12 protein-coding genes are annotated in these 12,745 nt (G+C 55.0%); 8 read left to right on the top strand and 4 right to left on the bottom strand.

The window, feature by feature from the left end:
- Positions 1-169: 169 nt before the first annotated feature.
- The 4 genes from LRP57_RS01655 to LRP57_RS01670 form a co-directional block, all read right to left on the bottom strand.
- Positions 170-2,269 carry an N-6 DNA methylase gene (locus LRP57_RS01655; RefSeq protein WP_231204421.1) on the bottom strand — a complete coding sequence of 700 codons (2,100 nt, stop codon included), beginning with the start codon at positions 2,267-2,269 and terminating at the stop codon, positions 170-172.
- An 89-nt stretch (positions 2,270-2,358) separates the two neighbouring features.
- Positions 2,359-4,245 (bottom strand): ATP-binding protein, encoded by a 1,887-nt coding sequence (locus LRP57_RS01660; RefSeq protein WP_231204424.1) that lies wholly within the window; start codon positions 4,243-4,245, stop codon positions 2,359-2,361.
- Entirely contained in the window at positions 4,242-4,685 is a 444-nt protein-coding gene (locus LRP57_RS01665; RefSeq protein WP_231204426.1) for an ABC-three component system middle component 2, read from the bottom strand. The genes LRP57_RS01660 and LRP57_RS01665 overlap by 4 nt, the downstream gene beginning before the upstream one ends.
- Positions 4,675-5,790, bottom strand: coding sequence for an ABC-three component system protein (locus tag LRP57_RS01670; protein ID WP_231204428.1), 1,116 nt, complete (start codon positions 5,788-5,790; stop codon positions 4,675-4,677). The genes LRP57_RS01665 and LRP57_RS01670 overlap by 11 nt, the downstream gene beginning before the upstream one ends.
- 275 nt (positions 5,791-6,065) lie before the next feature.
- Here LRP57_RS01670 and LRP57_RS01675 point away from each other — a divergent pair, with 275 nt between their 5' ends.
- The 8 genes from LRP57_RS01675 (at position 6,066) to LRP57_RS01710 (ending at position 12,713) form a co-directional block, all read left to right on the top strand.
- Positions 6,066-6,218: a hypothetical protein gene (locus LRP57_RS01675; protein ID WP_231204430.1), complete on the top strand. Its 153-nt coding sequence runs from the start codon at positions 6,066-6,068 to the stop codon at positions 6,216-6,218.
- A gap of 331 nt (positions 6,219-6,549) precedes the next feature.
- Complete coding sequence (locus LRP57_RS01680) at positions 6,550-7,203, top strand: sigma-70 family RNA polymerase sigma factor (protein WP_231204433.1); 654 nt, start codon at positions 6,550-6,552, stop codon at positions 7,201-7,203.
- Between the two features lie 125 nt (positions 7,204-7,328).
- Entirely contained in the window at positions 7,329-7,574 is a 246-nt protein-coding gene (locus tag LRP57_RS01685; RefSeq protein WP_231204436.1) for a hypothetical protein, read from the top strand.
- Positions 7,571-8,020, top strand: coding sequence for a hypothetical protein (locus LRP57_RS01690; protein WP_231204438.1), 450 nt, complete (start codon positions 7,571-7,573; stop codon positions 8,018-8,020). The genes LRP57_RS01685 and LRP57_RS01690 overlap by 4 nt, the downstream gene beginning before the upstream one ends.
- Positions 8,020-9,207 (top strand): DUF2800 domain-containing protein, encoded by a 1,188-nt coding sequence (locus LRP57_RS01695; RefSeq protein WP_231204440.1) that lies wholly within the window; start codon positions 8,020-8,022, stop codon positions 9,205-9,207. Before LRP57_RS01690 ends, LRP57_RS01695 begins: the two co-directional genes overlap by 1 nt.
- The gene (locus LRP57_RS01700) at positions 9,204-9,773 is read left to right on the top strand and encodes a DUF2815 family protein (RefSeq protein WP_231204443.1); all 570 of its coding nucleotides are present in this window, start codon (positions 9,204-9,206) and stop codon (positions 9,771-9,773) included. The genes LRP57_RS01695 and LRP57_RS01700 overlap by 4 nt, the downstream gene beginning before the upstream one ends.
- A gap of 85 nt (positions 9,774-9,858) precedes the next feature.
- Positions 9,859-11,805, top strand: a complete 1,947-nt coding sequence (locus LRP57_RS01705; RefSeq protein ID WP_231204445.1) for a DNA polymerase — start codon at positions 9,859-9,861, stop codon at positions 11,803-11,805.
- A gap of 119 nt (positions 11,806-11,924) precedes the next feature.
- Positions 11,925-12,713, top strand: coding sequence for a phage antirepressor (locus LRP57_RS01710; RefSeq protein ID WP_231204447.1), 789 nt, complete (start codon positions 11,925-11,927; stop codon positions 12,711-12,713).
- Positions 12,714-12,745 lie beyond the last annotated feature (32 nt).

Genomic DNA, 12,745 nt, shown 5'->3' on the forward strand with positions numbered 1-12,745 from the left:
AGGTTTCGTTCGTTGGATGGGATCACTTCGCCTGCATAAAGTCCGAGACGTCGCCGAGAGTCTGTGCTGTTCAGTATTTTTTTTAAGTTCTGGCATGTAATCATGGTTAAGCCAGTCGAGAGTTTCCCGTGGTGGCTTCGCCCCTAAAAGGATACCTCTAGCGTCAATGTCAGTCATCAGAACCTCCGATTGCTAAATCTACGACGGTACTCAAAGTGCTGCTAGAAAGTATTTCAGATTCTTCTAGGAGAGCTGTTGCTTTGGATCTAAGAGTTTCGGCTGCATCTCTGCCATTCCTTAAGGCGATAGCAGCTGCCTTCAATCGCTCGGGGGTAGGGCTAGGGACCAAAATTCTTCGGATATCCTTTACGGAAATGCGGGGCCGTCCAATTCCAGTGACGGTTCCAATGAGTTGACCGTACACAAAGTCGGAACGGAGGATTGCAGCGAGGAGCTCGGAGTCATATGTCCCAGTCTGAAGCAAATCCGCGCGAGGTGTAAGAACGATGCACTCTGACGAAACGAATCCTCCCTCTTGAAATGAAATTGCTGCCACTTTTCGTAGATTTGGGCGAAGCTTAGAGAAGATGATATCCCCAGGTTCATATCGTTTTACAGCACTTTTTACCGACTTTGCTGCTACTTCGACCTGTCTCGCTTTGCCGACCATAGGTGAGATGTGGGCCAGTCCCGTGAAGCGAATGGTTGTGGCTTCAACATCCTGAGCGGGTAGATAAGGCTCATTACGTTCCGTGCAAACCTCGCTAAGCTCAACAAGGTTCGCGCGGCGAGACTGAATTCTCGCTAACGCATCGCGACGTCGAGGCTCGTTGTACGCAAAATCGAGGCGGAAACCTCTCTTTGGACCTGGTGAACTGATATCTGCAGCGTAGACATTATTCGCTGTGATTGTCTCATCAGACAGGTGGCGCATCCATTGAGTCAAAATTTTAGGTAGATCGCTATCCAGTTGAGCGCGCCCTTGTTCATCAAATGTAAACTCGTCGTCACCGTTTGCTTTTCTTCCAATTGATTCAGCTTTGGCGAAGAAAGTCTGTTTCGGGAGTTTATTTGCGCCTCCTTGTTTTCGCAAGATGAGGACTGATGTGGCTACGTTAGCGTATGGTTGGAATGCGGCAACTGGCAAGCTTACGATAGCAAGCACGTCAAACTTGCTTAAGATAAACTGCCTTACATCTTCGGTGCTGGGTGAATTTAGTACCCCATCGTCAATAACAATTGCTATTGTGCCACCAGGTTTCAGGAAGTTAAAACACTGCTCAATAAATAGAATTCCCCGCCGCCGCGAAGGTCGGCCTTTACCTAAGGTGAAGGCACCTAATATTTCTGGATCTTTGTAATCAGAACCAAAAGGTGGATTGGTGAGAATAACATCCACACCGCCAAAGAACGGTTTTGCTTCCGACCCTAAGCTTCCCCCCGCCCCCAAGATGTGAACTTCACTATTAGTCCCTCCGTGCATCTCAAGATTTAGCTGCGAAATCCAGGCCAAGCGTGGGTCAATTTCTAGTCCTACTAGGCGCGTAACATCATGTTCTGCTGCTATGACACGCAGAAAACCACCAGTTCCGCAGGCTGGGTCGCAGGCAACTCCATGGAGGAAAGGCTGCATCATGTCACCCATAAATTCCACTACTTGTGGCGGTGTAAAATACTGTTGGTTGTCTGATTTGTCGAAAGTGTTTTGGATAAATTGTTCGTAGGCTAGACCCCGGATATCAAATGATGCACTCTTATTGTTGAGTGAGTTAATGATTTCTACACATTGACAGAGAGCACTATCTGGAAGTCGAATCGGCTCGGAGTATCTACCTAGGGACTCTCCACCTCTGCTCATCCCCTGAGCATGTATGTGTCGTAAACGCCTCGCATAGGCCGGATCTGATTCACCTTTGAGACGAGATGTTGACTCGGATTGAAGTAGACCTAGTTGGAGCAGTTTTGACATTTCATCAAAGCGCTCCATAATGCCCGATGTTGAATCACTGTCCCTTATTATGTTGTGTATTTTAGAAAGTGAGCGCTTCCACTCATTTGCTGTAGCGTCAATTGATTCACCTGTTTCCTTGTTGGTCTTCTGACTGCTTGAACTCCTGAGCGCTTCAATTTCGCTTAGTCGGTACATCCGGTAACCATTTACAGGGTGACGAACCGCGATAAGTTTTCCGCTCCGGTCCCAGTTTCGCAGTGTGCCTTTTGAGACTCCTAGATATGTAGCTGTCTCGGTCAGCGATAACAAATCCTGCATTTTGCAACCCTTCAACCTTACCAATGCTTACTAAGTTAAGGTTACCTTGCTGCGGTGCCAATTGCGAGTTGTACCGGCTTCTAGAACCGCTACTCTTCGGGTTCCTCGAGTAGCCCAGCTCGCCCTTCTCCTTTCTTGCCGGTGAAGACGATTTCGTTGGCTTTGTTGGCTTTGTAGTCGATGAGTGGAGTGACGTCTGTGTTGTTGATGATAATGAGCTGGCCGTCTGTCGCGTTGTCAAGGGCGTAGTCGAATAGCCTGCGGATGAGTCCAAGCTTGGGGCGGCCGCTGCCGCCTGCGCGTTCGGAAACGAGCTCAGTGTCGCTGCTGTTTTGTTCAAGTCCCAAGGTTGGGGTGTCGATGATGACGAAACCAGGCTTATAGACAGCATGATCCTTGAGGTAACGACGCAGTGCCATGAGCATGATGAAGTTGAAGAACGCGCGGTAGCCCTTGCCGTGGTTACCTTTTCCTTTTACTCCAATCTGGATGTCGAAGAAATCTAGGTCGAGTCCGGCTTTTTCACTGCCGACGTAGGCGCATTCTTTGAGGATGTCGCGCAGGTAGACGCTGAAGTTTTGTTTGAAGTATCCGTCGAAAGGTGCGAGCGGATTGAACGGTTCGTCATCGGGTTCCTGGGTGAGCATCAGGATTTCACCCTGCCGTTTTTCGACATATTCCTGACGCTGCTTGAGATATTCGAGTTCCGGGACAATCCGCATGGTCTGTTCGATGTCGCGTACCCGTGCAGCAAGGTCAGCGAGTTGGGGTTGCAGGAAACTAACCAGGTCAGACTCGATGACAGCCGCTTCTTGTGCGAGTTCCTCTTTGACGCTGCTGGTAGTAGCGATCTTTTCATCGAGGGCTTCTTGCGCGGAGCGCAGCGAACGAAGATCGGTAATGAGTGTCTCCAACTCGGCAGCAGCCTGCTGCTTAATGACCGCAGCCTCGTCAGAATCGGCTTCTACAGGTGCCCCACAGGTAGGACAATCCGTAGGAAGCTCAACGCCTGATAGTGCGTCCTGTGCGTCGGCGAGCGCAGTGAGGCGCTCAATATTGGATAGGTAGACCCCGGCGAGTTGTTCGTTCTGTTCAGACACAAACCGCTGGGCAACTAGTTCCTTATCAGCCTCGTGGATTTGGTGGATCTGGTCGGCGAGTTTGTTGCGCAGATCCTTCTGTGCAGCCTGTAGGTGTTGGATCTGGTCTTCGATGGCGGCTTTGGCGTTAGTGAGCGCCTCAACCTGCACCGTTGTGGGAAGTTCTCCTTCTAGCTGTTCAATCCGGTCTTCGAGATATGCGAGTTCTGTGGAGTACTCAGGTTGGAGGATTTCCCAACGGCGAGCTTCATCTCTCGGGTCGCGGCGTTCACGGGTGTCTTCGTGGTGGGTGTCGTTGAAGATAAGGTCGAAAGCAGTCAGGGTGGCTGTTCTGTCCTGCCCGAAAATTGAGGTTTCGCTGGTGATGTTACCTTCGGTGCGTTGGAGTACCTGGTGCAGGTGCCGCCAGGTGAGGTCTTCTTTGCGGGCATACTGGTTGGTGATGATCTGGCGGCGTTCGCCTTTGGGGCTCATCTTGATGCCGAGTAGCCGCAGGAGGATGTCCGAGACGGTCAACTGACCCTTGGTTTTTTCGGTGACGGAGACCGGGTATGTCTGGGAGGGAATGCCGTACTCACTGGGGAGGCGAACTTCGGCGAGACCGTACCCGATCATGCGCTTGAAGGTCGCAGGGCCGTACTCAGTTTCCACAGTGATGGTGACCGTGTCGTAGCCGGTTTCTCGTGGGAACGGTGTTGCGCCTCCCGCTAGGACGAACCGGATGGAGCGTGCCAGGTAGGTTTTTCCAGTGTCGGAAGGGCCGTGGATGATGTTCACCCCTGGGATGAGATCGATTACCGAGGGCTTACGTTGATCGTAGATGTCGCTGCTGGTGATGCGGACTTCTTTTATCCAGAAGGTGGGGCTTTCGCTCATTGTTCCTCCTCAAAGGCTCGGGGAGCAACGGCGTGAATCATTGCTCGGACTTGGTCAAGGGTGTGCCGGTCGACGTAGTCGAGGGCAAAGATGAGGGCTTTTCGGTACTGCTGGTAGTAGGGACTATCGAGCTGCGCGGCCAGATCACTTCCCTGTTTGGTTGCTTGAATGCCTTGGATGGTTCGTGTGGTCAGTCCGCGTAGCTGACTCCACTGGATAGCAGCACGGATACGGGGGTCACGCCCAGAGAGGCGACCTAGTTCGGTACGCAGGTCGCCGTGAAGGTTCGTATGCATCAGACCGAAATCTGCTCCGCGCGTTGCCAGCAGGTCGATAGCAGCCAGATCCGTGATGCTACGAGGAGTATTCGGGGTGGCAGACAGGATAAGCAGGCAGCGGATTGCCAGGTCCATTCGGGAGTTCAGTAGGTTACTCATCATTGCTCCCAACAGTCTGGGGTGGCGTGGTTACCCAGGTGATGTGGCTGGTGTCTGCCAGGCTGTGGCATACGCCTTTACGGGCATCATTGTCGAACAGTCCTGTCGTCTGAGGTACGTGCGATTTGGTTAGTAGCGCCCGTGTGGATTCGGCAAGAGCGTCGTTGAGCTTGTCATAGGTGTTGCCCTGTTTGCGGCGCAGTACCGGTTTAAGGGCAGAAAGTAGGTCAAGTTTGATCCGATCAAACTCTTCTTCGCCATCCACGCTGACTTCCCTCATCAAAGCCAGGATGCTCATGGCCGTGTGGAAGCACTGAATGTAATCGGCGTAATCCTCCTGGTATTGCTCGGGCGCATTACCGATTTCTTCGACCGTAATGTTCTGTCCGGCGTCCTCGCTGAATGCTAGACAGGCTTGGTCGATGAACCGACGGCTACGGTACTTCGTGGCGTCATCGCACTTGAAACTTTCCGGCAGGGCGACTTTGCGGCTGCCGACATGGAGCATGCCATCTGCGACGAAGATGTCGCTTGCCTTCAAGCTTGAGAATCTGACCTCGAAGAAGTCTTCTTCCGCCAAGGACTCCTTGGTGGCCTCAAAGAGAGAAGGATTCCACTTCAAATCGTTGATCTGAGGATCACCCTGGGCAAGATTGGCTAGTCCCTGGGTTAGAAGGTCAGCGATGAGCTCTGGTGTTTTACTAACGGACACTTCGAAGCCATTAGCACGGAATATCTCTAGCCAATCTTGACGACGATCAAGATGAAACCCAGTTTCCAGATAGGACAGTAACCTGTCCCGATCAAGGTTAGATAGCCAGTACTGAGCGCGGTATTTTGAAATTAGACGCTTCTTCTCCCCAGAGTAATACCGCTGGAGCGTTCTGAGGTACTTGTCTTCCTTCTCTGGTTCGTACCTCCCTGGGCACTGTGCAAAGTAAAAGGGGTTGTTCTCTTTCCTCGCTGACTCCGGTTTCATCGTCAGATCTGCCAGATGTCGGATAAACCATCCACCTCCGGATTTGGAATACGCCTGTTGTTCCTCGAGTTCGAGACGAGTGAAGTGCGCATTGGTATGCAGGAGGCGCAGCAAATCCACGACGAGCATATTCGCTGTCCTCCTTTCTCTATGTACGGCTGTGTACCACGCATGTACCGCTGTGTACGGACTGCGCCTGCTTCATCTGCTACAAACGCCGACACTCGACATATCACTAGAACAAAGCCTCGCTGCTGTGCCGTAACACTCAATGAGATTTTACGGGCAGATCGCGAGGATCTGTTGTTGGTTTGGCCGAGAGAAGCGAACTTGTCCCTCCGTTCTTACCAGCGACGCAATGCACAACAACTGACTCGAAGAAGGAAGGAGGTGAAAACCCAGCCATGAGTACGACCACTGAGTCTTCCTTGCCGGTACACGTTGGCAGCGTGCTGCCTGCCTTGATCGCTGATCTTGTGGCGAAAAATCCGGGCACTGCACCGCAGTGGGCTAAGGACATTGCCGCATGGGCACCTGTTAGTCGCAGTAGCACCTAGTAGGTAGTCGTCAGGGTTGATGGGGCGTAGTGCACAACGCACCAAAAACCACCACCACCGGTTCCGCTATGGCCACGCCGGCAGGCCAGGAACAGGCACCACACATTTGTTAGTGCTATTGATTTTCATTTTTACCTGAGCCCTAGCTAAGCGCAGGTTGTCCACCAAACCATTTTGGGAGACGCGTTCGAGGCAGTTAGGGCAGGAACCCCGTCATTGGGGTCCTGTCCTTTTCTGTACCCGAGCATTGCGTCCTCTCGGCTGGTTGGTGTGGCGTCATAACTGAATATTTCTCGAGCGGGTCTCCCTCCTCAAAGGAGGGAACACCCCCATGGCAAATGCTGCCAACAACAAAGAAAAGTTCGCCTACTCCTCCCACGCTCAGGGTGACCGCCAGTCCATCACTATTCGTTTCGAGAAGGACTCTTTTCACCCTGCACGGCCGTATCGAGAGCAGACTTTCGAAATCAGCGCTGATGAGGCTGAGATCATCATTGAAAATGACTACACCCAGCGCCGAAACCAAGCCGAAGATCCGGATGCGGTGGAGCGTCGGGAGATAGATGAAATCTTCAAAGAGGAGATTTCTAAGCCTGAGTACAACCAGGCGAAGAAGTGGGTGCGTAACACAGCCGGCAACCCGGGCAGTGAAGATAAGCCGGGCTTTATCGAAACCTCTCTGACTAGTGGTGGAGATGTTTTACGTGGCTCTAACCGTGTCACTAGTGGCGAGAACACTGGCGATGGGCCGCGCGCGAAGTTAGCACTCACTAGCGTGGAAAGCCCTGTTGAAGAATCCTTAGCCACTTCTCACCTTTGGGATGCGATTCGGGCACTGCCGGAGCGTGAACGCATGGTGTTGGTGGCGGTGAAAATCCAGGGTTACACCCAAAGTGAGGTTGCCAAATTCCTGGGTGTTTCACAGCCGATGGTTAACCGCATCTTGAAGCGTGCCATTGCATGCCTGGAGGCCCAGCTGTCATGAAGCCCAACTGTGGGGGTTATAAACCCGTGTGCCTGGAAGCCCTCCTTATGCAAGGGACGACCACCCGCTGGCCTGGTGGGAATGGTTTGAGGCTCCCTTGCTCTAGGAGATATGGGAGTGGCCAGATGGCACAGAAGTTGAAAGTCCGGGTGAGTACGAATCATCCGAGCGTGCGCGGCAAGGTATTACGCGCCAAACGCGTGGGTATTCGAGAACGCATCCTGCGGTTCTTGTTCGGGGATGTGCGGGAGTTGATGCTGCTCACCCCTGGGGATGCGGTCAAGGACATCACGGTCACCACCGTTGACGAGGACCTGACCGCCCTCGCCAAGGCGGTTGGTGTCATGGCTGATGGCGGTGAGGTGGTATGAACGTGCGTAGTGCGAATAAGTTGATTCACGGCTTGAACCTGATGGCCGAAGCCGCCACCACCATCGGTGCTGCTTTGGAGGAGATGGCGTGGAACGGGATCGAAGACCACGCCGGCATGAGCGGTGCCCGTCCTATCGCGGCCGCGAGGTTGGAAACCCCAGCATCTGTCACTGAGGCTGCTGAGGAACTTCCGATGGAAGACCCGTCAGCCGAAGAATCCAAGACTGACACTGCACAGGAGACACCAGCCGAAGCCCCTGTGGCCGAGTCTGCTGCTCCGGTTTTGTCTTTGGATGAGTTGCGCGGGCAGTTAGCTGATATTTCCCATGCCGGTCATACCGATCAGGTTCGTGACCTGATTCGCCAGACCGGTGTGGAAAAACTCTCTGAGGTGGCACCTGAGCATTATGGGTGGCTGCTGGCTAAGGCCAGGGAGCTGGTCTGATGCCTAATCGTCACGCAAAAGCCTCACCATCAGGTGCACACAAGTGGACTAACTGCACTAAGTCCTTGGCGTTGGAGTCCCAGTTCCCTAATGAGGATACGGACGCCACCAGGGAAGGCACAGTGGCCCACGCGTTGGCGGAGCATAAACTGCGCCGCGCCCTCCACCAGCACCCCAACCACCGGCCAGAGTCCACGTTGGTTGATGGGGAGATGGAAGAGCATACGGATGATTACGTCGCCTACGTGCTTGAACGTCTCGCCCTAGCCCGGCAGGAGTTTCCAGGCGCGCGGGTCATGGTGGAGCAGGAACTGGATCTATCAGCTGATGTGGCTGGGTCTTTTGGGACTGCCGACTGCATCATCCTGGGGCAGCCGGTCCTTGAGGTCATTGATTTCAAGTACGGGTTTAATCCAGTCCAGGCCGAAGGCAACCCACAACTACGCCTTTATGCGCTGGGTGCTTTCCGGGCTTATGGGATGCTCTACGACTTCACTCAGGTGCGGGCCACCATCTTCCAACCCAGACGGGGCGCGGTGCTTTCTGAAACCATCGCCACTGGTGCGCTGGAGGCATGGGCAAGGGAGGTTATCCAGCCTGCGGCTGTAAAGGCGCTGGCTGGTGAGGGTGAGTATCAGGCGGGGGAGTGGTGTGGGTACTGCAAGGCGAAAAACGTCTGCCGCGCCCGCGCTGAGGCCCAGTTGGAGCTTGCCAAGTTTGAGTTCGCTAAGCCCGACACCCTCACAACTGAGGAAATCGCGGGCATCCTCAGCCGAATCCCGGCACTGACTAAGTGGGCTGGTGACATCCAGTCCTACGCGCTAAGCGCGGTGCTCAACCAGGGCATCCGGTTTGAGGGCTTCAAGGTGGTTGCCGGCCGGTCACTACGCAAGTACACGGACGAGACGGCAGTGGCGGCGGTTGCTGAAAGCCAGGGTTTGGAGATCTACGAGAAGAAGCTCAAATCCCCGGCCGCTTTGGAAAAGCAGGTGGGAAAGAAAACCTTCCAGGCCGTCTTCGCTGACCTCGTTACCAAGCCAGCGGGCAAACCATCCCTGGTGCCAGCTGATGACCCAAGACCCGAACTCACTGTCGCTAGTGCGGTTGAGGAGTTCACCCCGATCCAACCTGATGACAGCAACACTGCTGGCACAGGATCCATTTCTAAACAAGGAGACAACAAATGACAACCAATGATCCGAAGATCGTGATGACCGGCATCGTCCGCCTCTCGTACTTGAACTGCTGGGAGCCCAAGAGCATCCAGGGCAGTAAGCCGAAGTATTCGGCTTCGATCATCATCCCCAAAACCGACACCGACACCTCGAACAAAATCCAGGCGGCCATCGATGGGGCTATCAAGGAGGGTGTGGGTAAGTTCGGCGGCAAAATCCCACCCAAGGGAGCCCTCAAACTCCCGTTGCGAGATGGGGATATTGAACGCGACGACGAAGCCTATGCGAACTCCATGTTCGTCAACGCGAACTCCACCACCCAGCCCGGCATCGTCGATGCCAACGTGCAACCCATCATTGAGCGCTCTGAGATGTACTCCGGTGTCTATGCCCGCGTCACCCTGAGCTTCTACGCGTTCAACACCAATGGGAACAAGGGAGTGGCCTGCGGACTACACAACATCCAAAAGATCCGCGACGGCAAACCCCTCGGTGGCCGCGTGAGTGCGGAGGCGGAGTTCACCCCGTTCACCGACCCCTTCGCAGCCCCATCTGGTGGGGATGACTTCCTGTCCTAACCAGTAATCCAACCCAAGCGTGAGGGGCATCAAAGGTGCAGCAAACCTCTGGTGCCCCTCCGCCTATCTTCAAGGACCACCACATATGAAACGCGAACTCTTCATTGACATAGAAACTTTCAGCGAAGTCAATCTTGGTAGGGCGGGCATGTACCGCTACGCCCACGATCCATCTTTTGAGCTGTTGCTCCTGTCCTACTCCTGGGACGCGGGTTCAGTCCAGACCATTGACGTCGCCTCGGGTGAGTCAATCCCCGCTGACGTGCTGGCCGCACTTGATGACCCGGGAATCACGAAGTGGGCGTTCAATGCGGCTTTTGAGCGCACCTGCCTCTCCGCTCATTTGGGGAGGCAACTGTCTCCTCGTGGGTGGCGGTGTCACATGGTCTGGGCAGCAGCCCTCGGACTGCCACTCTCCCTGGACGGCGTGTCCATAGTGCTCAAACTTACCTGCGCAAAACTATCCACCGGTAAAGAGCTCATTCGGTTCTTCTCCGTCCCAGCCAAACCATCCCTGCTCAACAATGGCCTGACCCGAAACCTCCCCGGTCACGTACCAGACAAGTGGGAACAGTTCAAGACCTATAACGCGAGGGACGTGGAGGCAGAACTGGAACTGCATGCCAAGCTCTCACCTTTCCCGTTGCCTGAGCAGGTGTGGAGCGAGTACTGGGACGACCAGACCATCAACGACCGAGGCATCCACCTTGACCTCGACCTAGCCGATGCGGCGATTGAGTTGGATAAGCAGGTGCGGGAGAAGAACCTCGCCCGCTCCAGTGAGCTCACTGGCTTGGATAATCCGAACAGCCCGTTGCAGCTTAAAGACTGGGCTGCCACGCGTGGCGTCACTATGGGGTCGATGGGCAAGCAAGAAGTACAAGACACCCTCACCGCCACCACCGACCCAGTAGTCAAAGAAGTACTTGCGCTGCGGCTCGAGCTCTCGAAGTCGTCAGTGCGTAAGTACGAGGCGATGACCTCCAGCGCTGACCCGAAGGATCATCGGGCGCGGGGGTTGATACAGTTCCACGGGGCAGCCAGAACAGGACGCTGGGCAGGCCGCCTGATCCAAGTTCAAAACCTGCCCCGCAACTACCTACCCGACCTTGACGCCGCACGCGCCCTGATCAAAGACCGCAACCTGACAGCGTTGGAAATGCTGTACGACTCCGTACCAGATGTCCTCTCCCAGCTCATCCGTACCGCGTTTATCCCACGTGAGGGGTGTGAGTTCATTGTTGCTGACTACTCGGCCATCGAAGCCCGCGTGATCGCCTGGCTGGCCGGAGAAGACTGGCGGCTGGACCTGTTCAAGCGGGGTGGGGATATTTACTGCCAGTCCGCATCCCAAATGTTCGGTGTCCCTGTGGAGAAGCACGGGGTGAACGCGCATTTGCGGCAGAAGGGGAAGATCGCAGAACTCGCCTGTGGATACGGCGGCTCCGTAGGAGCGCTAGAAAACATGGGAGCCCTCCGCATGGGTTTGTCCGAGGATGAGCTGCCGGGGCTGGTGAGTGCGTGGCGGGAAGCTAACCCAGCGATCGTGGACTTCTGGTGGGCCATAGACCAAGCAGCCCAGCAAGCCCTCACCACAGGACGCCCCACTTCGACTCATGGCATTACGTTCACCCGCGAGGCCGGAATCCTGTTCTGCTGTTTACTTTCAGGGCGTCGCTTGGCATACCCAGGAGCCACGATCACCACCGGGCGGTTCGGGCGGGAAGTCATCACCTGTCAAGGGCAGAACACGGCCAAACGTTGGGACTTGATCGAAACCTACGGACCCAAATTGGTGGAGAACATTGTCCAAGCAACCGCCCGCGACCTCCTCGCCTATGCGATTCACACTGTGGAGGCTAAGGGGTGGCCGGTAGTCATGCATGTTCACGATGAACTCATCATCGAAGTCCCAATCCGAACCGTCACCGTCGATGAAATCGCCAATGCAATGTGCCAATCACCAGCCTGGGCTGCTGGTTTGCCGCTGGATGCGGATGGTTACCGGTGTGATTACTACATGAAGGACTGACCGGAAACAGTTTGCGTATCGGGGGTTATAAACCGGCCCGCCTGGAAGCCCTCCTGGTAGAGCCGGTACGCCCAATCCTTATCTTGTCGTCTAGGTGCTGGCTCTAGAAAGGAGCCAGCATGGCTACCACGAACGCTTTGCAGGTCTTTAACCATGAGGCATTCGGAACCATCCGCACCACCACCGACGAAAACGGCCAGATCCTATTCGGCGGGAAAGATGTTGCCACTGCTCTGGGATACAGCAACACCAAGGATGCGCTCGGGCGTCACTGCAAGGGGGTCGTGAAACGCTACCCCCTTGAAACCCCAGGCGGCATACAGCAAATCCGTTTCATTACCGAAGCCGACCTCTACCGCCTGATTGTCTCCTCGCACTTGGCGGCAGCAGAGCGTTTTGAGGCGTGGGTGATGGAAGAAGTCCTGCCCAGTATCCGCCGCCACGGCATCTATGCCGTTGACTCGCTTTTGGATAACGATGATTTCTTGCAGGCCGCGATCGAGCATTTGCGCGCCGAGCGAATGGCCCGCCTGGCAGCCGAACAGGCCCTAGCCGAGGCCGCACCTAAAGCCTCCTACTACGACGTCGTTTTAGCCTCGCCTTCGCTGGTGACAATGACCGCGATCGCTAAGGACTATGGGCTCTCAGCCAAGAAACTCAATGCGCTGCTGGCCCAGGCGAAGGTGCAGTTCAAGCAATCGGGCCAGTGGTTCCTCTACGCCCACCATGCCAACAAGGGCTACACCCAGTCCAAGACATTCACCCTGCCTGATGGGCAGGTGCGGATGCATACCCAGTGGACCCAAGCCGGACGGCTGTTCATCTATGACCTGCTGAAAAACCGTTTCGGAATCCTGCCCGTTGTCGAACAGGCCCATGCTGCCATCGAGAGTGAGGATGACAAATGAGCACCACCCGCATCCAAGACACCTCGCTTGGT

It is taken from the genome of Schaalia sp. lx-260, assembly GCF_021083645.1.
Lineage (GTDB): Bacteria > Actinomycetota > Actinomycetes > Actinomycetales > Actinomycetaceae > Pauljensenia.